Origin of the sequence: Micromonospora sp. NPDC049114, from assembly GCF_040648635.1 — a bacterium.
GTDB lineage: Bacteria > Actinomycetota > Actinomycetes > Mycobacteriales > Micromonosporaceae > Micromonospora.
In genome coordinates this window covers 776317-796287 of the sequence record NZ_JBEZEA010000001.1, presented here as the reverse complement: position 1 = coordinate 796287, position 19971 = coordinate 776317, and the positions used below count along the sequence as shown (strand labels likewise).

The window sequence follows — 19971 nt, the reverse complement described above, 5'->3', positions numbered from 1 at the left end:
CGCGCACTACGACCGCGTGTCATGCCGGCGTCGTCCATTGTCCGGGCCACAAACCGACACCCGTGACTGATCTCGAAGTGCCGCAGCCAGCAATGCATTGGGTATCGCCCCGGACCGGCGTCCGTCGGATGTCCTCGACAGCACCCGCCCACTGGCCCTACTCAACATCACCTGACGACTGTGCCAGGGCCCTGACTGGCATACATGTCGCCGGGGCTACTGCAGCCGGTGGGGGTCCGGTGCCGATCGTGCGGGCCGCACGATCGCGATTGCCGCTTCGAGGACGCTGTCCACCTCCAGGTCGGGACGGCAGGAATGTTCGTTCCACCGCCGCCCACGTCGCACCCAGGCAGTCCGCAGACCCGCCCGCACGGCCCCACAGATGTCTTCGACAGGCGCATCGCCGATCATCCATCCATCCAGCGCGACGCCGCAGCGGCGCGCAACCTCGACGAATATGCGCCGGTCCGGCTTGCGGATTCCAAATTCCTCAGCTACGCATAGTGCGTCGATTAAGGGCTCTAGGCCGACCCTTGCCAGCTTTTCCGCCGTCCGGACCTTGGATCCGTTAGTCACCACACCGATCCTCCACCTTGCGTCACGTAGAAGGGTTAGTGCGTGGATAGAGTTGGCGTCCGGAAGGTAGCAAGAGGCGTAGTTGGCCATGTACCAGTCCTGGAGTTCCTTAAGGCTCATCCGCATGCCCGGCAAAGCCTGCACAACTGCGAGGAATTCGCGGCGTGGCATCTCTCCTTCGCCGTCCGCGTCGACGATTGCCTCCACCGCACTTTCGGACAAGCCCTCGTGCCGGGCGAGCAGCTGCGCCCAGCGCCGCATTGCCGCGGAGCGGTCGACCAGCGTGTTGTCCAAATCGAATAGCGCGAGCATCAGAGCCCTCTTGGCGCTTTCCGTAGCGACCCAGAGACCTCAAGCACGGAGTTGGCAACAAAGCGGCGCTGTCCGAACAGCCGGATCACTGCGGGATTCTCCAGCTGGCTGAGCTCATCAGAACTACGGCATGCAAAGACCGCGCTGCGCCGCGAGTGGCTAGTCATGTTGCGTCCGACGCTGTGAAAGCACAAGCAGTTGAGCAATAGCACCCCTCCGGCAGGCATCTCCAGCGGAAGCTCCTGCCCTCTGAGGTGGCGGTATTCGTCATGTTCATCGGCCCAGTTGCCGCCGCCATCGTTCGACTGTGGGCCGACGTAAGGCAGCCGGTGGGTGGCCGGAACCACGTGGGTACATCCGTTCATGACGGTCGCCGGCTCTAGGTAGAAGAAAACGGCCACGAGTGGCTGGGACCATTGTTGGATGTCGCGGTGGAGCCGGAATGGGATATCGTCGGCGTTGTTCAAGGTCGCGTGATTGTGCCGGTTCAGCACGACGTCCACGGCCGGGCCGAGGACTTGTCCCAACGGGCCTGCGACATGCTCGTGGCGGAGGGCTTCGAGGAAGACCTCGTGGCGTTCGAGCAGTGCATCCAGCCGGCACGGCTCTCCCCGGTGGTTCACTCGGTACGGCGGCACGGCACGGGCGAAGTGGTCGTCTATCACAGACCGCATCCGGTCGACCAGCGAAGCCGGCAGGCCGGTGGGTAGCCGTGCGTAGCCTGCGGCGTCGAAGAAGCGTGCGAGATCGTTCATGGCTGGCCTCCGCCCGTAATCTCCTGGGTGTCGTCGTCGTCCCACATGGCTTGGAACTGGCTCCTGAAGCGCTCGTACCACAGAGGGTCGCTCGACCGCGCAAGGAGGAATCCGGGACGCCACGAGGACGGCTGCCGCCATGACCAAAACCAGATGTAGGCGTGCGCGGTTTCATCGTCGGGGTTGAAGAAGTACGCGGTGAAGGGCGGCATGATGTCGTACGCCCGTAGCTGGAGGCTGTCTGCGGTGGCGTCTGAAGCCGAGCGGATCGCATGGAATGTCGCGATTCCGCTGCGATGCTGATGCCGCACCGATCCCGGAGATGCCTTTGGGGTGGAGCTGCGCCGGTTCGCATCCAGGACAGCCAGGCCCTCTGGGTCCTGCATTAGCACCCGGACGCGACCGCCCGACTTGAGGATCCGGCCAATCTCCGCCGAGTAGGCGACCGCCATCCGGTTGTGACCAAAGCCGCACATGTCGACGGCATGCGCCGCCTCCCACGACGCCGCAAAACGCGGGCTGTTGCGGACGTAGTCCTCGGCGAAGAACGTCAGGGCGCTCACCGAATTGCCGCGGGAGCCTCCAACGTTCTTGCCGTCCAAGGCGGAGAATGGTTCGAGCTCGGCGGCCGGGCGGGTGCGCATCAGTAGCTGCAAAAGAGCGAGATCCGCGCGATGGCGGACGTTGCGCGAGCTGCCGATCCACTCGTGGTCGATCGTGAAGTTCTCGGCGCGTTCCAGCCAGTTGAAGTTGCCAAAAGCGCGATCGATGTTGAAACACAGCAGTAGCAGTTCCCGCTCGTGCGGAGGTGACTTGTCGATGAGCTGCCTGAGGTTGTCCAGGCCGCGTCGGAGTTCGCTCTCTGTGTCTCTCTCGATACGCAGCATCCGCTGTTTGACGTACGCGGATAGATAAGAGAGGTCATCGGGCCCAGTGATGCCTCTACCTCTGCGCAGGCGTTGAAGACTGTCGAAGTCCTCCCCGAAGCCCTGCGCCTTGGCCAGCACGGCCACATTGACCCTCATTCGGCCACGATACGGCAGTTCGCTCGTGTCCAGTGGTGTCCAGCGGGCGCCATGGAACCGCCATGACGGGCTGGTGCCGCGTCCGGTGGCTTGGGCAGGGTTTGGCTAACAACAACCGATGGGAGGTCTGTCATGACGCCATCGCCCGGCCCGCTCATGACCGTCCGCACCGCCCTCATCCTGCTCCTGACGCTCATCACCGGTCTGCTCGCTGGCGGCATGTCCTACCTCGTGGACCACTCGGTCCCGTCGGCGGTGCTCGTAGGTGGCGGCACCGCCGGCAGCGCCCTCCTGCTGTTCCACTCCGTCATCGAACCGTGAGCATCGAGGGTGTCAGGGCTGACAGGTCTCCGCCCCGTGAGTGGCTGAGCCGTCGGGAGCAGCTCTAGGAGAGCGGGACCTGCCGCCGAAGGCCGCGCACGAGATGCCGCGGCAGGTCCTCGATTCTGTGCACGGTGGAGACGTCAGCGTCAGGGGCCGAGTCAGCGGGTGCGTCCATCGGCTCGTGCTCGACCACGGTGATGGCCACACCACAGCAGCCCGGCTCGCCGGTGGCGCGGATCGGTCCGATGACGAGCTGCGCTCGCCTCAGGGATCGGCAGCGATCTTGAGCTGGTCAGCTATGACGTCTGCAGGGCAGAGATGGACGGGCGTCCCTTGTTCCAGGCCGAAGACGAACTGGAGCACTGCTATGCGGGCCCGGACCCCGCCTTAGCTCGGTCGCTAGGTCACCGGTGTTTCGGCGGCGTGAACCAGATGCCAGCCCTTGGGCACGTGCCCGCCAGACCGCAAAGCATGGATCAGCCGATGCCAGGCCGCCCTCACCTCTTCAGGCGGATCCAGAACCTGCACAATCCCTTTCGCCTCCGGCGAACCGGGGGAATCTCAGGGGCGGATGCCAGTTGCCGACCGCCTCGCCGTGTCTGGTGGCCCCGCAAGAGACCCGGTAGTTTCAGCTGTCGGGCACTTTAGCTTTCGTCCATGGGGGATGTCGGTCACGTGTCGCAGCTCGAGAAGCTCGCCGGTGAACTCCGCGCGTTGATGGCCGGGGTCGAACGCGCGCAGGGGTTGGCAGCCGCCGCGGACAGCCAGGCGCAGGAGGTGGCGCTGCGGGCTGCGGGCGCGGGCTTCGTCGCCGTCGCGGCGGGTGTGGCGCGGTTGCGCAACGCGATCACGGGCATCCAGGGCGGCCTGGGGAGTCTCGCCGGTTCGATCAGTGAGGCGACGAAGGCCACCGCGGCGGTGCCGAACGAAGCCACCCCCCAGGAGACGATCGCCGGGCTGGCGCCCGTGCAGAGCGCCGTGGACGCCGCTCGTGACGCTGCGACCGGGGCCATCACCGGAGTCGGTGAGGCGCAGCAACTCGTCGCCATGGTCCTGCAGGGTGGGCAGCCTGGGCCGCTGTTGCAGGCGTTGGAGGCCATCAAGCAGGTCCTGGTGCTGATGGTTCAGCGCACTGGCGGGGCCCGGCAGGCCGTCGAAGCGGCGATCGCGCAGGCCCGGCAGTTGGGGTCGTCGGGAAACTGACAGGGGCTGGCGGTCATCCACCGGCCAGCCCTACCCCTTTCGAGCACGGTGACCCGCCGTCGACACCTCATGCCGCCGGCGACGCCACATCTGCTGACCGCGGCCACGGCACGCCCTGGACCAGACAGCCAACCGGTGTCCCGGGCGGGACGCCGACCGGTCCGAAAACCAGAATTCCACCCCGGTTGGACGACGAAGGCCGGCGTCCGTTGGAGCTCGAGAACGAATGCGCCGATATAGTCGCCAGCAAGAGCTACCGGGTCCACCAGAACCCCACCAGGCAGGAGATCGCCGACGCCCGGCTCCGTACCGGCGACTCGGGCAACCCGAACAAAGACCCGGATTACTTGATCGAAGGTCACGTGTTCGACTGCTATTCGCCCACTCTCGGCAAGCCAGTGCGGGGCGTCTGGAGCGAGGTCCGCGCCAAGGTCGACAAGGAGCAGACCCAACGCGTGGTGCTGAACCTGCACGACTGGCACGGAGACCTCGCGGCCCTGCGGACACAGTTCGACACCTGGCCCGTCGAGAGGCTGAAAGAACTCGTCGCGGTAACGACGAGTGGCGCGATCGTGCAGATCGTCCGTCGAGACTGAGGAGAGGCGCAGAGATGGCTGTCGAGTTCAGGTTGACCCTCGCCGGTGACCTGCCCCTGGACCACGTGGCTGATCTCGTGGCGGCGGACGCCGCCGAGAAGCCCAAGCCGAGCGGCACCAACCCGCGGCTGTTCAGCGCTCGCCTCTACGACACCCGCGGGTACGCGCTGACCGTCTCCTCAGGGAGCCAGGGTTATTTCGATGCCGAGGCCGACGACGGTGCCCGCTGGGAGTGGGAGCCGGAGACGTACGTCGACATCGACTTCTCCATGCGGGCAGACGACGTGGTCGACAAGGGGATCCCAAACATGATGAAGGCCGTGGCCCGGGTGTTGGCCGCCCGGCAGGAGGACGCGGCGCTGGTCCAGAACGGCAACTGGCTCCTGCTGACCCGCGTCGGAGGCAAACTCCGCAGACACCGGCCTACCTGGTGGAGCCACTACGGCATAGACGACCTCATCACCCAATGAACCAGCCCAGCGCCGGTGACCCGCTGACGAACGAAGCCGCTTCGACCCCGCCGTCCGTGCGCGACGTCGACGTCGCCTCTCTCGACTCGACGGACCTGACCCGTTACAAGGACGACCAGTCACCGCGCGGCTGACTGCGACCTGGCCAGAATCCCCCTTGGGAGGCGGTGCCTAGCCGGCGGAGCGGGCAGTCCAGATCATCTTCCATGATGCGCGCGCTGTGTGCTCTCCAGCGGATGGCAACCCGGGTGAACCGGTGCCAACGCGGGTCACCGCAGCTGGTCGCCGGTCGCAGACCGGGGTTCGTGTGCTCAGAGGTGGCCTTGGGCTGGGAGAACGGCCGCCCGGGGAACGCGGTGAACCCGGGCCACTCCCTGCCGTCCCTGGTGAACCCCAGGTCGCTAGACTGGGCCCTCGCGCCCTCGTAGCTCAGGGGATAGAGCATCGGTTTCCTAAACCGTGTGTCGCAGGTTCGAATCCTGCCGGGGGCACCTCGAAGATCAGCCAAAGCGCCACCTGACCTGCGGATACGCTCGCACGTCGATCGGTTTGGCACGCGCAGCCCTCCACGCAGATGCTGCATTGATGGATCAACCGCAAGTGCGAAGCGACAGGTTGTGGCAGCGCGCTGACCGGTCGGGAGCAGGTCAGGGCGTGTAGGTGGTCTCGGCGACGGTCTCGGCGATGCGGGTCAGCCAGTGCCTGTCGTTGGCCTGGGATTCCGGACTGGAGTGGCGGCTGAGGACGCTGGACAGAAATGCGGCGACGTCGTCGAGCTGCCGCTCGGCGCGGTAGTAGCTCAGCATGGTCTGGTCTGGTTCCAGCGGCCCGTAGCCTCGGCGGAAGAGCTCCGCCCGGTGGGCGTTGACCGGGTGGTCGCCGAAGTCCTGGCTGTAGACGAACATCAGGTCCCGCTCGCGCGGTGCCAGGATCGGCGCATCCCAGTCCACGACGTGCAGCGGACCGTCGCCGTCAGCGAGCAGGTTGCCGGGGTGGATGTCGGCGTGGCAGATCACGTGGTGCGCGTGCGTCACTCGGGAGGCGAGCTCATCGACCGTTGCCGACAACCGGTGCAGCGCCGCACCGTACCGGTCCCAGAAGGCGCCGAGGGCCTCGCTCGCCGCAGCCTGCTTCCCGAGGACGCGTAGCCGCTCGCCCGCGTTCGATCGGTAGGTCTCGACCGGCAGGACCCCGGCGAGGTCGGCGCTCGGCCTGACCGCGTGCAGCCGACCCAGGAACTCGCCGTACTCGACCCACTGACGGTCGGTGAGACCGCGATCCCACAGACTGCCGCCGTCGTGGAACGGATAGAGCAGCAGCTGGTAGTGCCCGAACCCGCGACCGGCTCCGCCCTCGGGAAGGTCGATCGGCGCTACGACCTGCCGGACGCCCTGCGCTCGGAGAAAGCGGGGCAACAGGACTGCCGCCTCGGTGAACTCACCGCGGCGCATCTTCAGGAAGTAGCGGTCGCCGGCAGACGTGTCGACCCGGTACGCCCACGCACTCTCGTCGAGCCCGACCGGCAGAAAGACGAGGTCGGTGACGTCCACGGCCCAGGCGGCGGCCACCTCAGCGGCCAGCAACCGCTGGTCGACGCGAGGCTTGTCGAACATCGACGGAGCGTCGCAGAGTGCAGTCCGCCCGGCAACAGATTTGCCATCGGTAGGCGGACTCAGCGGAAAGCGTCCGGCTCGCGGCCGGAACGGCTGTCGACAGCAACGTCATGGGACGGCGGCGCTCTGACGAGCGTTGGGACGGTAGTGCTGGCCCGGCCGCTGGGCCAGCATTACCGTCGGCCGCATGCCCGAACTGATCCTGCCGACCATCGACCTGCATGCTGCCTTCCTGCGGTGCCGCGACGACTGGGGCCCCGGCGTGCACGAGGACGGCTTCGGTCTGGGCGCTGACGACGACGTGGATTCGCCGGATGGCTTCGCCGACTGGGTGCGTCAGCGGACCCGGCTGGTCCATCCCGCCGGAACTCCGTGCCCGGACGAGGAGCACGGCTCGCCCCGGTGGATCGTCGCAAACGGTCAGGTTCTCGGTGGAATCGCGCTGCGGCACACGTTCGACGACGCCCTCGGGCAGATCGGCTACGGCGTACGCCCGTCCGCGCGTGGACGCGGCGTGGCGAGTTGGGCGCTGGGCGAGATGCTCAAGGAGGCCCGGGCTGCGCTGGGCCTGGACCGTGTCCTTGTCATCTGCCTCGCGGACAACCTTGCCTCGGCGCGAACCGTCGAACGCAACGGCGGTGTTCTTGACGGCATCCGCGACACCGGACATGGCCCGGTGAGGCGCTACTGGATCAACCTGGTGGGGTGATTCCGCCGGTCAGGGGATGATGACCACGCCGCCGCGTACGCCGCCCTGGGCGAGCCGTTCGTGGGCGGTGGCCGCGGCGGCGAAGGGGTACACGCCGGCGACCCGCAGCGGGATGTCGCCGCTGGTGACGAGCTTGACCAGTTCTGCCAGCCGGGATCCGTCCGACTCCACCTCCAGCGCGAAGGTTTGGATGCCCCGCACCGGCTCCGGGCGCAGCGGAGGTGACGCGGCCACGTAGCCGCCGCCGTCCCGGACGCGGTCCAGCAGCGAGGAACCGATCACCGCCAGGTCGATGACCGCGTCGTACGTCCCGGTCGGTTCGTCGGAGCGCGACAGGAACGCCGCGCCCAGCGATTCGACGAACTCGCGGTCGTCGGGGCCGGCGAGGCCGGTGGCCCGCAGGCCGGCCGCCCGCGCCAGGGCCAGGACGAACCCGCCGACCTGCCCGGCGGCGCCGGTGACGAGCACTGTCGAGCCCGCCGGGAGCGCGAGCAGGTCGAGAGCCTGGGCGGCGGCGAGGCCGTTGGTCGGCAGGGTCGCCGCCTCGGTGGCGGGGACGCCGGTGGGTGCGGGGGTCAGCGAGGTGGCGTCGAGCACCACGTACTCCGCGTGGGCGCCGGTGGTGGTTTGCAGCCACGGCGAGAAGCCGATGACCTCATCGCCGATCGTGTGCTCGTCGACCGATGGCCCGACGGCGTCGACGGTGCCGACCACGTCCCACCCGGGCGTGTACGGCAGGCCGGTCGGCAGCGGCGCCGGGAACCCGCCGGAGCGGACGATGAGGTCGACCGGGTGGACGACGGACGCGGCGACGCGCACCCGCACCTGTCCCGGGCCGGCTTCGGGCGTCGGTACGTCGGCCACGTGCAGGACCTCCGGGCCTCCGAACTCTTCGTAGCGGACTGCGCGCATCGTCGTCTCCTTCGTAGCTGTCGTGATCACCTCGACCGTACGAAGTGGCGGGCACCATAAGGAAGTAGGTACCTTGGAGTGCCTAGGGCACCGCAGGAGGGCAAGATGGCGACGACAACGGCGGCGCAACGCCGCGAGCAGGCAAAACGTGATTACGACGCGTTCCTGGAGCGCTGCCCGACGCGGGAGCTGCTGAGCAGGCTCACCGACAAGTGGGTGGCGCTGGTGATCCCGGCGCTTGCCAACGGCCCGCAACGGCACGGCGAGCTCGCCCGCCGCATCGCCGGCATCAGTCAGAAGATGCTCACGCAGACCCTGCGGACGCTGGAGCGCGACGGCCTGGTCACCCGCACGGTCACGGCGTCGGTGCCGGTCCGCGTCGACTACGAGCTCACCCCGCTGGGCCATGAACTGTTCCCGGTCATGATCTCCATCAAGGACTGGGCGGAATCACACATGGACCGGGTGTTCGAAGCCCGAGCCCGATTCGACGCACTCCCCTGAGGAGTCGCGGTCCAGCGGCGACCGTGGGGCGTCCGGGCAGTCACCAGCGGTAGGCCAGGTGAACGGCGAGCGCGGCCAGCACGGTGACGAAGAAGACGGCCCATCCCACGAGATCGCGTGATCCCACCCGGAGGTGGGCGATGAGCGCGCCGACGAAGTAGAGCACCAGCCCCGCCGCGGCGAGCGTCCCCAGCAGCGGTACGGCGAAACCGGCAAGGAGCCCCACGGAGCCGGCCGCCAACAGCAGGCCCAGCACCGGTAGCCAGGACCGTGGCACCCGCTTCATGTCCGCCTGGGCCTTGGGATAGTCGTGGCCGATGAGGTAGGTGACCGCGGCGGTGCCGGTGAACACCGAGGCGATGATGGTGACTGTCACGTAAGCGGCGAACATGCACCCTCCCTGTGGTTGTCACCTCAGGGACGGGGCAGCTCCGCGAAACGTTACGGGCGCGCGCTCAGCAGAAAGCGGTGCCCTCCGGGTCATCCCGGAGGGCACCGCTTCGTCGCAGGGTCAGAGGAACTTGTACATGTCCGCGGAGGCGGGCTCGGTGTCGCCGGCGGGCGGCGCGGTCACCGAGACCTTCTCGCCGAAGCCGCTCATCTTCATGTCGGTGACGAGATCACCGAGGCTCTTCGTGGCGACCGTGTAGGAGAGCGCGGTGAGCCGGCCGTCGGCGTCGACTGTCGCCTCGAAGGGGACCGCCGCCGGGTCCTTCGCCAGCTTGGCGGTGGACTTGAGGCCGTCGCGCATCCCACCGTCGGTGCCGGCGGCCTCCGCGGCCTTGTTCAGGTCGGCGGTGCCGCTGTAGCGGCCGGGGCTCACCTCCTGGGCGGTCACGATGCCGCCGATGATGCCGGTCTGCGCCTTGAGGTCGAACGACTGGCGCAGCGAGCTGGTCGGCCGGAGCTTGTTGAGGTCGATCTTCATCCAGGGCTTCTCGCCCTCGAGCGAGTCCGACTTGATGTAGGCGGCATCGCCGATCAGCCGGGCCTCGATCGGCTCCGGGGCGTTCCCGGTGACGTGGATCGCCTTGGCGGCGGGGTCCATCTTGCCGCTGAGGGTGATCGACTGGTTGCCGGCCTTGACCGAGGCGTCCATGGTGACCGTGCCAGCGAGACTGCGGTCCATGGCCTGTCGCACGGCGGCGACCGGTTCGACCTTGGACGTGGCGGGGGCCGCGGAGGGCCCGGCCCCTCCGGTGCTGTCACCGGAGCTGGTGCCGCAGCCGGCCACGAGGGCGGCGGCGAGGGCAATCGAAAGGGTAGGGATCAGTCGACGCATAGACGTGACCCTAACCGCCCACCGCTACCCGATTTTCACGAGTGGCGGACGCCGCGCGAACAGGCCGAGGCGACAGGTGCAGGAGCCGGACGGTTTTCAGCTGTCCCGCTCGGCTGAGAACCTGGTCGACGAGGCCGTTGTCCCTCGTGCGAGCTACCCGCAAGTGTCCACCGCGCGGTGACGATTCCTGACCGGCGGCTCCATAGCGTTTGACGTGGCCGCGGCGCTACCGCCGGGGACCTCGTTGAAGGAGTCATCATGCGCCTGTTGAAGCAGCTCGTGACCGTTGCGGCGGTCGCCTTCGTCGGTGGCCAGGCCATCGCCGCGGTCGAGGGAAACGACTTGCTCACCCTGCTCCTCGGTCTGTCGACGGCCGTGGTCGCCGTCCTCGTCTACGGGTGGGTGGTACGGCGTACCGAACGTCGCCCGGTCACCGAGTTGGAGCGGTCCGGGGCAGGCGCTCGGATCACCCGAGGACTTCTGATCGGGTTCGCGATGTTCGCGGCGGTGATCGTCAACATCGCCTTCGTTGCCGACTACGACATCGACGGACTGGGGTCGGTGACCGGCGCGGTGGCGCTGCTCGGGTTCATGGCCGCCGCCGCCGTGACCGAGGAGTTGATGTTCCGGGGTGTGCTGTTCCGGATCGTCGAGGAGCGTACGGGCACCTGGATCGCGCTGGCGCTCACCGGCGCGGTGTTCGGCCTGATGCACCTGTTCAACCCCGACGCCAGCGTGTGGGGTGCGATCTGCATCGCGGTCGAGGCCGGGTTCATGCTCGCGGCCTGCTACGCCGCCACCCGCAACCTGTGGGTGCCGATCGGCCTGCACTTCGCTTGGAACTTCGCCGCCGGCGGTATTTTCAGCGTGGTGGTGTCCGGGAACGGCGAGTCCGAGGGCCTGCTGGACACCTCGCTGTCGGGCCCGGCCCTGGTCACCGGCGGCGACTTCGGACCGGAGGGCAGCCTGTACACGGTGGCGGCGGGTGTGGCGCTGACCGTGGTGTTCATGTGGCTGGCTCGCCGCCGGGGTCACATCGTTCCGCGTCGCCGCAAGGCGGTCGTCGCCGAGCCGGCGCCGGTTACGGTTTCCTGATGATCGACCTTCGGATGGTCCCGGGCTCGTGGCGGCGGTGGCCCGTCACGGTCCGGGATCTACCGTTGGCGCTGCTGCTCGCTCTGGCGTCGGTGGTGCCGCCGCTCCGCAATCACGGTACGCAGCTCGGCGACCTGCCGGGGCGTCCCTTCGACGCGCTGACCGTCGCGGTGATCGCCCTGGAGTGCCTCCCACTCGCCGTCCGCCGGCGCTGGCCTGCCCTCTGCCTCGCCCTGGTGTCGGTCGGTTTCGTGATCGACCAGCTGCGCGCCTATCACACGGTGGCGGGCTCCGCGTTGGCGATCGCGCTGCTGAGCGCAGGGGCACACGTGCAACGTCATCGACGTGCCACCATGGTGCTGGGCTCCGCCGCGTACGTGGCGCTGGCCGTCGCTCTCGACCGACAGGGGTCGACCGAGGGCGTGCTCGGCTTCGCCACGTTCTACCTGTTGCTGGTCCTCGCGTGGGGCGTCGGCGCGTGGTTGCGGGAGGCCCGGGCCGTCGAAGCCGAACGCCGTCGCCATGTCGCGGCGACCGCCCGCGCCGCCGAACGCACCCGCATCGCGAGCGAACTCCACGACATCGTGACCCACCATGTGACGGCGATGGTCGTGCAGGCCGAGGCGGCCCGCTACCTGACCGCCGCCCCGGAGCGCCTCGACACGACCCTGACCGCCATCACCGACACCGGCCGCCGGGCCATCACCGATCTGCGGCACCTGCTCGACCTGCTCAACCCCGACCACAGCACCGACCCGCGTACGCCGGCCGTGGGCGAGCTGCACGCCCTCGTGGCGCAGACGCGGCAGGCGGGTCAGCCGGTGGATTTCACCGAGGACGGCAGCCCCGCGGAGACGACAGGCGGTGCCGAGGTGGTTGCCTACCGGGTGGTGCAGGAGGCGCTGACGAACGCCCTCAAGTACGCGCGCGGCAGCCGCACCACTGTTCACGTACAGCACGGCGAGATGGAGACCACTGTGCAGGTCAGCACCGAGGGTTCGGGTTCGTACTCCGAGGGTCCCGGCGGGAGCGGGCGTGGCCTCGCGGGACTGCGCGAACGGGTCGACGTGCTCGGTGGCGACTTCAGCGCGGGACGGCAGGCGGACGGCAGCTTCGTCGTGCGTGCCCGCATTCCCACCGGCAGCCCGTCATGACGACGCCGATCCGGGTGCTGGTCTGCGACGATCAGGCGTTGATCCGCACCGGCTTCGCGACGATCATCGGCGCTCAGCCCGATCTCGAGGTGGTGGGTGAGTGCGGCGACGGGCGTGCCGCGGTCGACCTCGCCCAGCGCCTGCATCCGGACGTGGTCGTGATGGACGTACGGATGCCGGTGCTCGACGGCATCAAGGCGACGCGCCTGCTGGCCGGTGCCGGGGTGGCCCAGCCCGTGAAGGTGCTGGTGGTGACGACGTTCAACCTCGACGAGTACGTGTACGAGGCGCTGCGCGCGGGAGCGAGCGGGTTCCTGCTGAAGGACGCCCCGCCGACCCAACTGCTGCACGGTATCCGCACCGTCGCGAGCGGTGCGGCACTGCTGGCGCCCGAGGTGACCCGACAGCTCGTTGGCAGGTACGCGGCGCGGATCCGCCCCGCCGAGGGCACGCCGGACGACGTCGGGCTGACCCCACGTGAGCTGGAGGTGTTGCGCCTCATCGCGGATGGCCTGTCCAACAGCGAGATCGCCGCGACGTTGGTGATCAGCCAGGAGACCGTCAAGACGTACGTGTCACGCATCCTCACCAAGCTCGACCTGCGCGACCGGGTACAGGCGGTGGTCTACGCCTACCGCGCGGGCCTGGTGACGTAGGAGTCCGACGTCAGTCCGCCGGCAGTTGATCGGCGCGGGTGAGCACCCGGTCGACGAGGCCGTACTCCCGGGCCTGCTCGGCGGTGAACCAGCGGTCCCGGTCCCAGTCCCGCTGGATCTCGTCGAGCGTCCGTCCACTGTGCTCGGCGATCAGCTCCTGCATGGTCCGCTTCACGTGCAGCATGTTCTCGGCCTGGATGGTGATGTCCGAGGCGGTGCCGCCCATCCCGCCGGAGGGCTGGTGCATCATGATCCGCGAGTGCGGCAGCGCGTACCGCTTGCCGGCCGCGCCCGCGCACAGCAGGAACTGCCCCATCGAGCCCGCGAACCCGAGCGCCAGCGTGGCCACGTCGTTGCGGACGTAGCGCATCGTGTCGTAGACCGCCATTCCGGCGCTCACCGAGCCACCCGGCGAGTTGATGTAGAGGTAGATGTCCCGCTCGGCGTCCTCGGCCGCGAGCAGCAGGATCTGCCCGCAGATCTGGTTGGCCGACTCCTCGGTCACCTCGGTGCCGAGAAAGACGATCCGCTCCCGCAGCAGCCGCTCGAACACCTGGTCACCGAATGTCGGTTGCCCACTGTCCCGCATCTGTACGCCGTACCCGATCATCTGTCGCCGCCCTCCGCCGTGCCGGCGGGCGGGGAAACCACCCGGGGGACCGGCACCTCCAGCCTGCGGCGGTGACCGGCGGCCAGCCAGGGATTCTGCCGCCGGCAGATCCGCCGACGGCAGAACCCGGCGGGCCTACACCAGGGTCAGCCGCCGCCGGCCCGTCAGGGCCCGGCGGCAGGCCAGCATCTTGGAGGTACGCGGGCCGGGGCGCCCGGTCGGCGCGGAGGCGATCAGCCGGACCCGCAGCCCCGCCCCGCCGACTGTCGACCCGACCGGCGATGCCGGACCGCCGACGTGCAGGATCGGCCCGCCCAGCCGCAGCACCGGCCCGGCCGGCTGCCGAACGGGGGCCGGGACGGCGGCCACGGGTGGCGTGGACCCACCCGGCTGGAAGCCGATCCGGAAGGTTGAACCGGTCTCGGTGCGCGCCGAGGGCACCCGCTCCAGCCGGGCCAGCGCGGCCCGGGGTGCGGCGGGGAGGCGACGTTCGACGCGGCGCAGGTCGTCGCGGGCCGCTTCGAGCAGGTCGGAGAGTTGGATGCCGAGCGCCCGGCAGATCGCCGCGAGCACCTCCGAGGATGCCTCCTTGCGGCCGCGCTCGACCTCGGACAGGTAGGGCACCGAGACCCCGGCGGACGCGGCCACCTCGCGCAGTGTGCGGCCCTGGCTCTGGCGCAGCCGGCGCAGCACCCCGCCGATCACTCGTCGCAGCAACGACATGCGGACCTCACTCTCGCGGTCGTCGGAGGAACACCTCCATCATGCCGGTTGTCGGACCGGTCGGCGGTCCCGTGCGGTCGCGCGCCGCAGCCGTCCGCCGCTCGTCACGGATCCCGGCTGCCGGCCCGCACCGGGCTCGGTGGTGTCGTCCGACAGTGGCGTGCCGGGGGCGGTGCGGTGTCCGCTGCGCGACCCGGGCGTGCGGCGTGCGGCGTACCCGCTATGTTGTGCTCGTGCAGGCGACGGCGGCGGAGCAGGTTCGACGGTGATCCATTTTCCCGCGCAGCGCCGGGGCCCGCTGAGCGCGCTGAGCCTTCGGCTCGCGGCCGCCCTGGGTCTGGTCTTCGCCGTGGTGGCGGCGGTCTATCTGGACCGGGACGGCTACCGCGACGTCAACGAGGACGGCCTCACCCTGCTCGACTGCTTCTACTACGCGGTCGTCTCGCTCTCCACGACCGGTTACGGGGACATCACCCCGGCCGCGCCGTCGGCCCGGCTGGTCAACGTCCTGTTCGTCACCCCGGCCCGGGTGCTCTTCCTGATCATCCTGGTCGGCACCACCCTGGAAGTCCTGACCGAGCAGTACCGGACCGGCCGTCGCCTGTCGCGGTGGAGGAGAGTCGTGAAGGACCACGTCATCATCTGCGGCTACGGCACCAAGGGCCGCAGTGCGGTCAACGCCCTGATGGAGAACGGCCTGGACAAGTCGAGGATCGTGGTGGTGGAGCGCAGCAGCGCCGCCCTGCGGCAGGCCACGTCGGCCGGGCTGGTGGCGATCGAGGGGTCGGCGACGCGGTCGTCGGTGCTGAACGAGGCGCACGTGCGCAACGCGAAGGCAGTGATCATCGCGACCGACAGTGACGATGCCTCGGTGCTGGTGGCGCTGACCGTACGGCAGCTCACCGCCGGGCAGGTCCGGATCATCGCGGCGGCGCGGGAGGCGGAGAACGCCCCGCTGCTCAAGCAGAGCGGCGCGCACCACGTCATCGTCTCCTCGGCGACCGCCGGCCGGCTGCTCGGCCTGTCCACCTCGGCGCCGCCGTTGATCGACGTGGTGGAGGACCTGCTCACGCCCGGGCAGGGCATGGCGCTGGCGATGCGCTCGGCGGAGCGGGACGAGGTGGGTCGCTCGCCGCGCGAGCTGGATTCCCTCGTGATCGCCCTGGTGCGACGCGGCAAGGTGGTCACCCTGGCCGACCGGGCCGGTGCGGTGATCGAGACCGGCGACATGCTGGTGCACGTCCGCGACGACCGCCCGCAGTCCACGGCGACTGTCTGACGCTGGCACGTCAGCAGGCGTCGGGCTCCTCGATGAGCGCTTCGCCGCAGCTGATCGGTGTCGTGGTGGCGGCCCGCCTGAGCAGCTCGTAGAGCGTTTCCCGCTCGGCCGGCTCCAGCGCCCCGAACACCTCGTCCTCGGCGCCCGCGAGGGCGCATTCCGCCTCTTTGAGGCGTTTCGCACCATCTTCGGTGAGTTCGACGACGTGTCGGCGGCGGTCCTGGGGTGACCGTCGCCGCTCGACCAGGTCTTTCGCCTCGAGATCGTTGAGCAGCCCGACGATGTTGGTGCTGTCCATCTCCAGGGTGCTGGCGAGCGCCTGCTGGCTGGTGCCGCCGCCCGCGCGCAGCACCGTGAGCGCGACCAGGTGTCGGGGCCGCAGGCCCAGTGGCGCGAGCACCGACTCGGCCCGCAGTCGCATCCGCCGCGCCAGGTGATCCAGCAGGGCTCCTGAGCGGTGCTCCGAGGGATCCAGCGGTAGGGCGGACATGTGACCCAGTCTACCGAGCCGTCGGAACATCTGCCTGCTATAAATAGTTGGCGCTACACAGACGATCCTTGGAGGAGAAATCATGAACCTGCTGCATATCGATTCGAGCATCCGGGGTGACTGGTCGGTCAGTCGGCGGCTCACCGCCCGTGCCGCCGCGGCCTGGCGCGCGGCACACCCCGACGGCACGGTGACCTACCGTGACCTGGGCGCCGAGCCGCTGCCGCACCTGGACTCGGAGGGCGGGCTGGCGCGGATGACGCCGCCGGAGCAGCACACTCCGGCCCAGCGCGAGTCCTGGGAGCTCAGCGTGCGGTTGGTCGACGAGGTGAAGCAGGCCGACGTGGTGCTGCTCGGGCTGCCGCTCTACAACTACGGGGCGCCGAGCAGCGTGAAGTCCTGGGTCGACCACCTGATCGTCGCCGGCCTCACCTACGACCCGACGACGCAGGAGGGCCTGCTCAGCGGCCGCGAGTTCGTGGTGCTGGCCACCCGGGGTGGCGGCTACGGCGAGGGCACCCCGCGACACGGCTGGGACCACGCGGAGCAGTGGCTCCCGCACGGCCTGTCGATGACCGGCCTGGAGCCGCGTTTCATCAGCACCGAGCTGACCCTGGCCCCGTCGGTGCCGGCGATGGCCGAGCTGATCCCGCTGCACGAGGCGAGCCTCGCGGCGACCGAGAAGGAGATCGACAACCTCTGGCTGCCGGCCTCCGCCCAGCGCTGAAGCAACGCCGGAACGACGAGAGCGGCCGCCCCCGAACTGGGGACGGCCGCTCTCGTCAGGTACGCCGAATCAGAGGATCGTCCAGGTGTCGCCACTGCCCAGCAGGCCGGCGAGCTGCTGCTCGGGGGTCTCGGTGACAGTCGCCTTCGCCGCCGCGAGCTGGCCCTGGACCACGCTGTCGTAGGACGGCCGGTCCACCGACCGGAACACCCCGATCGGGGTGTTGCGCAGGTCCAGGCCGGGCAGCCGGGACAGCGCGAAGGCGTACGCGGGGTCGGTCACCGTCGCGTCGTGCACGACGATCTCCTCCGGGCGGACCGAGGCGGTCTCCCGGACCTCCAGGCCGAACGCGCCCGGCGGGTGCACCACGCAGAACCGCCCGTCCGCGCCGAAGGTGATCGGCTGCCCGTGTTCGAGGCGGATCAGGTAGTCGTCCCGGGTGGACGGGTCCTTGAGCTGTTCGAACGCCCCATCGTTGAAGATGTTGCAGTTCTGGTAGATCTCCACGAAGGCCGAACCCTCGTGCTCGGCGGCGGCCCGCAGCACCGACTGCAGGTGCTTGCGGTCCGAGTCGATGGTCCGACCGACGAAGCTGGCCTCCGCGCCGAGCGCGAGCGAGAGCGGGTTGAACGGTGCGTCGGCCGAGCCGGCCGGGGTCGACTTGGTGACCTTGCCGACCTCGGAGGTGGGCGAGTACTGACCCTTCGTCAGGCCGTAGATCCGGTTGTTGAACAGCAGGATCTTGAGGTTGACGTTGCGGCGCAGCGCGTGGATCAGGTGGTTGCCGCCGATGGACAGCGCGTCGCCGTCACCGGTGACCACCCAGACCGACAGGTCCGGCCGGGACACCGACAGGCCGGTCGCGATCGCCGGGGCGCGGCCGTGGATCGAGTGCATCCCGTACGTGTTCATGTAGTACGGGAAGCGGGACGAGCAGCCGATCCCGGAGACGAACACCGTCCGCTCGCGGGGGATGTTCAGCTCCGGCATGAACTGCTGGATGGCCGCCAGGATCGCGTAGTCACCGCAGCCGGGGCACCAGCGCACCTCCTGGTCGGACTTGAAGTCCTTCGCGGTGAGCTTGAGGGCGACGGGCTCAGACATTCTTCAGGACCTCTTCCAGCGTCGTCTCCAGCTCGGCGGCCGTGAACGGCAGGCCGCGGACCTGGTTGTAGCTGATCGCGTCGACCAGGTAGCGGGCCCGGATGACGTGGGCCAGCTGGCCCAGGTTCATCTCCGGGATGACCACCTTGTCGTAGGAGCGCAGCACCTCACCGAGGTTGGCCGGCATCGGGGCCAGGTGCCGCAGGTGCGCCTGGGCGATGGACAGCCCGCGCTGGCGGACGCCACGGCAGGCGGCGCCGATCGGCCCGTACGTCGAGCCCCAGCCGAGCACCAGCACCCGCGCGTCGCCGTCCGGGTCCTCCACCTCGATGTCCGGCACCGGGATCGTCTCGATCCGGGCCGCCCGGGTGCGGACCATGAAGTCGTGGTTCGCCGGGTCGTACGAGATGTCACCGGTCTTGTCGGCCTTCTCCAGCCCACCGATGCGGTGCTCCAGCCCCGGGGTGCCGGGGATCGCCCACGGCCGGGCCAGGGTCTCCGGGTCACGCAGGTACGGCAGGAAGGTCGTGCCGTCGTCGCCGTTGGGCCTGGTGGCGAACTCGACCCGCAGGTCGGGCAGCGACTCCACGTCGGGCAGCAGCCACGGCTCGGAACCGTTGGCCACGTAGTTGTCCGACAGCAGGATCACCGGCGTGCGGTAGGTCAACGCGATCCGCGCCGCCTCCAACGCCGCGAAGAAACAGTCCGACGGCGACTTGGGCGCGATCACCGCGACCGGCGCCTCGCCGTGCCTGCCGTACAGCGCCATGTTGAGATCGGCCTGCTCGGTCTTGGTCGGCATGCCCGTCGACGGCCCGGCCCGCTGCACGTCCACGATCACCAACGGCAACTCCAACGCCACCGCCAGGGAGATCGTCTCGCTCTTGAGCGCCACACCCGGCCCGCTGGTGGTGGTCACCCCGAGCGACCCGCCATAGGACGCGCCCAGCGCCGCGCCGACCGCGGCGATCTCGTCCTCGGCCTGCATGGTCAGCACGCCGAAGCGCTTGTGCTTGCTCAGCTCGTGCAGGATGTCCGACGCCGGAGTGATCGGGTACGCCCCGAGGAAGACCGGCAACCCCGAGCGCACCCCGGCGGCGACCAGGCCCAGCGAGAGCGCGGCGTTGCCGGTGATGTTGCGGTAGGTGCCGGGATGCATCTTCGCCGGCTTGACCTCGTAGCGGACCGCGAAGTCCTCGGTGGTCTCGCCGAAGTTCCAGCCGGCCTTGAAGGCGGCCACGTTCGCGGCGACCAGCTCGGGACGGGCCGCGAACTTGCGCTCCAGAAAGCGCAGGGTCGACTCGTACGGCCGGGAGTACATCCAGGAGAGCAGACCGAGGGCGAACATGTTCTTCGACCGCTCGGCGTCCTTCTTGGACACCTCGTACGCGGCGAGCGCCCCGACCGTCATCGACGTCAGCGCCACCGGGTGCACGACATAGCCGGCCAACGAGTCGTCGTCCAGCGGGCTGGTCTGGTAGCCGACCTTGGCCAGGTTGCGCCGGGTGAACTCGTCGGTGTTGACGATGATGTCCGCGCCGCGCGGCAGGTCGGCCAGGTTGGCCTTGAGCGCGGCCGGGTTCATCGCCACCAGCACGTTCGGCGCGTCGCCCGGCGTGAGGATGTCGTAGTCGGCGAAGTGCACCTGGAAGCTCGACACACCGGGCAGGGTGCCGGCGGGAGCCCGGATCTCAGCGGGGAAGTTCGGCAGCGTGGAGATGTCGTTGCCGAGCTGCGCCGTCTCGGAGGTGAACCGGTCGCCGGTCAACTGCATGCCGTCGCCGGAGTCGCCGGCGAACCGGATGACCACCCGGTCGAGTTGACGGATCTGCTTGGTCACTGTGCCACCTTC

Annotated in this window: 24 protein-coding genes and 1 tRNA gene; 13 read left to right on the top strand and 12 right to left on the bottom strand. The window is 69.2% G+C overall.

Annotated features, from left to right (window positions below; genetic code table 11):
- Positions 1–216 precede the first annotated feature (216 nt).
- Genes AB0B39_RS03805 through AB0B39_RS03795 form a run of 3 tightly spaced genes read right to left on the bottom strand, consistent with a single transcriptional unit; the run spans position 217 to position 2668 of the window.
- Positions 217–888 carry an HAD family hydrolase gene (locus tag AB0B39_RS03805; RefSeq protein ID WP_357573410.1) on the bottom strand — a complete coding sequence of 224 codons (672 nt, stop codon included), beginning with the start codon at positions 886–888 and terminating at the stop codon, positions 217–219.
- Positions 888–1643 (bottom strand): phytanoyl-CoA dioxygenase family protein, encoded by a 756-nt coding sequence (locus tag AB0B39_RS03800; protein WP_357490773.1) that lies wholly within the window; start codon positions 1641–1643, stop codon positions 888–890. The genes AB0B39_RS03805 and AB0B39_RS03800 overlap by 1 nt, the downstream gene beginning before the upstream one ends.
- The gene (locus AB0B39_RS03795; protein ID WP_357573409.1) at positions 1640–2668 is read right to left on the bottom strand and encodes a DUF5919 domain-containing protein; all 1029 of its coding nucleotides are present in this window, start codon (positions 2666–2668) and stop codon (positions 1640–1642) included. The genes AB0B39_RS03800 and AB0B39_RS03795 overlap by 4 nt, the downstream gene beginning before the upstream one ends.
- Positions 2669–2800: 132 nt before the next feature.
- Here AB0B39_RS03795 and AB0B39_RS03790 point away from each other — a divergent pair, with 132 nt between their 5' ends.
- The 6 genes from AB0B39_RS03790 (at position 2801) to AB0B39_RS03765 (ending at position 5752) form a co-directional block, all read left to right on the top strand.
- Positions 2801–2989, top strand: a complete 189-nt coding sequence (locus AB0B39_RS03790; protein WP_357490769.1) for a hypothetical protein — start codon at positions 2801–2803, stop codon at positions 2987–2989.
- 678 nt (positions 2990–3667) lie between these two features.
- Entirely contained in the window at positions 3668–4195 is a 528-nt protein-coding gene (locus AB0B39_RS03785) for a DUF6244 family protein (protein ID WP_357492030.1), read from the top strand.
- Between the two features lie 185 nt (positions 4196–4380).
- Positions 4381–4791 (top strand): hypothetical protein, encoded by a 411-nt coding sequence (locus tag AB0B39_RS03780; protein WP_357490767.1) that lies wholly within the window; start codon positions 4381–4383, stop codon positions 4789–4791.
- A 14-nt stretch (positions 4792–4805) separates the two neighbouring features.
- A complete protein-coding gene (locus tag AB0B39_RS03775; protein ID WP_357490765.1) occupies positions 4806–5261 on the top strand; it encodes a SitI3 family protein in 456 nt (151 codons plus the stop codon).
- The gene (locus tag AB0B39_RS03770) at positions 5258–5395 is read left to right on the top strand and encodes a hypothetical protein (protein WP_357490763.1); all 138 of its coding nucleotides are present in this window, start codon (positions 5258–5260) and stop codon (positions 5393–5395) included. Before AB0B39_RS03775 ends, AB0B39_RS03770 begins: the two co-directional genes overlap by 4 nt.
- 284 nt (positions 5396–5679) lie before the next feature.
- A tRNA-Arg gene (locus AB0B39_RS03765) sits at positions 5680–5752 on the top strand.
- Between the two features lie 156 nt (positions 5753–5908).
- Here the strand turns inward: AB0B39_RS03765 and AB0B39_RS03760 are convergent.
- Positions 5909–6874 carry an aminoglycoside phosphotransferase family protein gene (locus tag AB0B39_RS03760; protein WP_357573408.1) on the bottom strand — a complete coding sequence of 322 codons (966 nt, stop codon included), beginning with the start codon at positions 6872–6874 and terminating at the stop codon, positions 5909–5911.
- A gap of 187 nt (positions 6875–7061) precedes the next feature.
- Between AB0B39_RS03760 and AB0B39_RS03755 the strand changes: the two genes are divergently transcribed.
- Positions 7062–7583: a GNAT family N-acetyltransferase gene (locus tag AB0B39_RS03755; protein ID WP_357573407.1), complete on the top strand. Its 522-nt coding sequence runs from the start codon at positions 7062–7064 to the stop codon at positions 7581–7583.
- A gap of 9 nt (positions 7584–7592) precedes the next feature.
- Here AB0B39_RS03755 and AB0B39_RS03750 read toward each other — a convergent pair whose 3' ends face one another.
- On the bottom strand, positions 7593–8495 hold the full coding sequence (locus tag AB0B39_RS03750; RefSeq protein ID WP_357573406.1) for an NADP-dependent oxidoreductase: 903 nt from the start codon (positions 8493–8495) through the stop codon (positions 7593–7595).
- Positions 8496–8600: 105 nt separating this feature from the next.
- On the opposite strand from AB0B39_RS03750, the gene AB0B39_RS03745 reads away from it, so the two are divergent.
- On the top strand, positions 8601–8999 hold the full coding sequence (locus tag AB0B39_RS03745; RefSeq protein ID WP_234584306.1) for a helix-turn-helix domain-containing protein: 399 nt from the start codon (positions 8601–8603) through the stop codon (positions 8997–8999).
- 40 nt (positions 9000–9039) lie between these two features.
- Here AB0B39_RS03745 and AB0B39_RS03740 read toward each other — a convergent pair whose 3' ends face one another.
- Both AB0B39_RS03740 and AB0B39_RS03735 read right to left on the bottom strand, forming a co-directional pair.
- On the bottom strand, positions 9040–9390 hold the full coding sequence (locus tag AB0B39_RS03740; RefSeq protein ID WP_357573405.1) for a DoxX family protein: 351 nt from the start codon (positions 9388–9390) through the stop codon (positions 9040–9042).
- Positions 9391–9510: 120 nt separating this feature from the next.
- Positions 9511–10281, bottom strand: a complete 771-nt coding sequence (locus AB0B39_RS03735) for a hypothetical protein (protein WP_234584308.1) — start codon at positions 10279–10281, stop codon at positions 9511–9513.
- 258 nt (positions 10282–10539) lie between these two features.
- Here AB0B39_RS03735 and AB0B39_RS03730 point away from each other — a divergent pair, with 258 nt between their 5' ends.
- From AB0B39_RS03730 to AB0B39_RS03720, 3 genes are read left to right on the top strand one after another with little or no spacing between them, the layout of a single operon-like run.
- Complete coding sequence (locus tag AB0B39_RS03730; protein ID WP_357573404.1) at positions 10540–11376, top strand: CPBP family intramembrane glutamic endopeptidase; 837 nt, start codon at positions 10540–10542, stop codon at positions 11374–11376.
- Positions 11376–12530, top strand: a complete 1155-nt coding sequence (locus AB0B39_RS03725) for a histidine kinase (protein WP_357573403.1) — start codon at positions 11376–11378, stop codon at positions 12528–12530. Before AB0B39_RS03730 ends, AB0B39_RS03725 begins: the two co-directional genes overlap by 1 nt.
- Positions 12527–13186 carry a response regulator transcription factor gene (locus tag AB0B39_RS03720; protein ID WP_357573402.1) on the top strand — a complete coding sequence of 220 codons (660 nt, stop codon included), beginning with the start codon at positions 12527–12529 and terminating at the stop codon, positions 13184–13186. The genes AB0B39_RS03725 and AB0B39_RS03720 overlap by 4 nt, the downstream gene beginning before the upstream one ends.
- A gap of 10 nt (positions 13187–13196) precedes the next feature.
- On the opposite strand, the gene AB0B39_RS03715 is transcribed toward AB0B39_RS03720, so the two are convergent.
- Both AB0B39_RS03715 and AB0B39_RS03710 read right to left on the bottom strand, forming a co-directional pair.
- Positions 13197–13796: an ATP-dependent Clp protease proteolytic subunit gene (locus AB0B39_RS03715; RefSeq protein WP_357490745.1), complete on the bottom strand. Its 600-nt coding sequence runs from the start codon at positions 13794–13796 to the stop codon at positions 13197–13199.
- A 135-nt stretch (positions 13797–13931) separates the two neighbouring features.
- The gene (locus AB0B39_RS03710) at positions 13932–14519 is read right to left on the bottom strand and encodes a helix-turn-helix transcriptional regulator (RefSeq protein WP_357573401.1); all 588 of its coding nucleotides are present in this window, start codon (positions 14517–14519) and stop codon (positions 13932–13934) included.
- A 265-nt stretch (positions 14520–14784) separates the two neighbouring features.
- On the opposite strand from AB0B39_RS03710, the gene AB0B39_RS03705 reads away from it, so the two are divergent.
- On the top strand, positions 14785–15798 hold the full coding sequence (locus AB0B39_RS03705) for a potassium channel family protein (protein WP_357490741.1): 1014 nt from the start codon (positions 14785–14787) through the stop codon (positions 15796–15798).
- Positions 15799–15808: 10 nt separating this feature from the next.
- On the opposite strand, the gene AB0B39_RS03700 is transcribed toward AB0B39_RS03705, so the two are convergent.
- Positions 15809–16288: a MarR family winged helix-turn-helix transcriptional regulator gene (locus AB0B39_RS03700; RefSeq protein WP_234584315.1), complete on the bottom strand. Its 480-nt coding sequence runs from the start codon at positions 16286–16288 to the stop codon at positions 15809–15811.
- A gap of 82 nt (positions 16289–16370) precedes the next feature.
- On the opposite strand from AB0B39_RS03700, the gene AB0B39_RS03695 reads away from it, so the two are divergent.
- Complete coding sequence (locus AB0B39_RS03695; protein ID WP_234584316.1) at positions 16371–17015, top strand: NAD(P)H-dependent oxidoreductase; 645 nt, start codon at positions 16371–16373, stop codon at positions 17013–17015.
- Positions 17016–17084: 69 nt separating this feature from the next.
- On the opposite strand, the gene AB0B39_RS03690 is transcribed toward AB0B39_RS03695, so the two are convergent.
- Positions 17085–18119: a 2-oxoacid:ferredoxin oxidoreductase subunit beta gene (locus AB0B39_RS03690; RefSeq protein ID WP_357490737.1), complete on the bottom strand. Its 1035-nt coding sequence runs from the start codon at positions 18117–18119 to the stop codon at positions 17085–17087.
- Positions 18112–19959 (bottom strand): 2-oxoacid:acceptor oxidoreductase subunit alpha, encoded by a 1848-nt coding sequence (locus tag AB0B39_RS03685; protein WP_357490735.1) that lies wholly within the window; start codon positions 19957–19959, stop codon positions 18112–18114. The genes AB0B39_RS03690 and AB0B39_RS03685 overlap by 8 nt, the downstream gene beginning before the upstream one ends.
- Positions 19960–19971: the final 12 nt, after the last annotated feature.

Coding starts and splice junctions, on each gene's coding strand:
- AB0B39_RS03805 (WP_357573410.1), bottom strand. CDS start 888: ATGCTCGCGCTATTCGATTTGGACAACACGCTGGTCGACCGCTCCGCG.
- AB0B39_RS03800 (WP_357490773.1), bottom strand. CDS start 1,643: ATGAACGATCTCGCACGCTTCTTCGACGCCGCAGGCTACGCACGGCTA.
- AB0B39_RS03795 (WP_357573409.1), bottom strand. CDS start 2,668: ATGAGGGTCAATGTGGCCGTGCTGGCCAAGGCGCAGGGCTTCGGGGAG.
- AB0B39_RS03790 (WP_357490769.1), top strand. CDS start 2,801: ATGACGCCATCGCCCGGCCCGCTCATGACCGTCCGCACCGCCCTCATC.
- AB0B39_RS03775 (WP_357490765.1), top strand. CDS start 4,806: ATGGCTGTCGAGTTCAGGTTGACCCTCGCCGGTGACCTGCCCCTGGAC.
- AB0B39_RS03770 (WP_357490763.1), top strand. CDS start 5,258: ATGAACCAGCCCAGCGCCGGTGACCCGCTGACGAACGAAGCCGCTTCG.
- AB0B39_RS03760 (WP_357573408.1), bottom strand. CDS start 6,874: ATGTTCGACAAGCCTCGCGTCGACCAGCGGTTGCTGGCCGCTGAGGTG.
- AB0B39_RS03755 (WP_357573407.1), top strand. CDS start 7,062: ATGCCCGAACTGATCCTGCCGACCATCGACCTGCATGCTGCCTTCCTG.
- AB0B39_RS03750 (WP_357573406.1), bottom strand. CDS start 8,495: ATGCGCGCAGTCCGCTACGAAGAGTTCGGAGGCCCGGAGGTCCTGCAC.
- AB0B39_RS03745 (WP_234584306.1), top strand. CDS start 8,601: ATGGCGACGACAACGGCGGCGCAACGCCGCGAGCAGGCAAAACGTGAT.
- AB0B39_RS03740 (WP_357573405.1), bottom strand. CDS start 9,390: ATGTTCGCCGCTTACGTGACAGTCACCATCATCGCCTCGGTGTTCACC.
- AB0B39_RS03735 (WP_234584308.1), bottom strand. CDS start 10,281: ATGCGTCGACTGATCCCTACCCTTTCGATTGCCCTCGCCGCCGCCCTC.
- AB0B39_RS03730 (WP_357573404.1), top strand. CDS start 10,540: ATGCGCCTGTTGAAGCAGCTCGTGACCGTTGCGGCGGTCGCCTTCGTC.
- AB0B39_RS03725 (WP_357573403.1), top strand. CDS start 11,376: ATGATCGACCTTCGGATGGTCCCGGGCTCGTGGCGGCGGTGGCCCGTC.
- AB0B39_RS03720 (WP_357573402.1), top strand. CDS start 12,527: ATGACGACGCCGATCCGGGTGCTGGTCTGCGACGATCAGGCGTTGATC.
- AB0B39_RS03715 (WP_357490745.1), bottom strand. CDS start 13,796: ATGATCGGGTACGGCGTACAGATGCGGGACAGTGGGCAACCGACATTC.
- AB0B39_RS03710 (WP_357573401.1), bottom strand. CDS start 14,519: ATGTCGTTGCTGCGACGAGTGATCGGCGGGGTGCTGCGCCGGCTGCGC.
- AB0B39_RS03700 (WP_234584315.1), bottom strand. CDS start 16,288: ATGTCCGCCCTACCGCTGGATCCCTCGGAGCACCGCTCAGGAGCCCTG.
- AB0B39_RS03695 (WP_234584316.1), top strand. CDS start 16,371: ATGAACCTGCTGCATATCGATTCGAGCATCCGGGGTGACTGGTCGGTC.
- AB0B39_RS03690 (WP_357490737.1), bottom strand. CDS start 18,119: ATGTCTGAGCCCGTCGCCCTCAAGCTCACCGCGAAGGACTTCAAGTCC.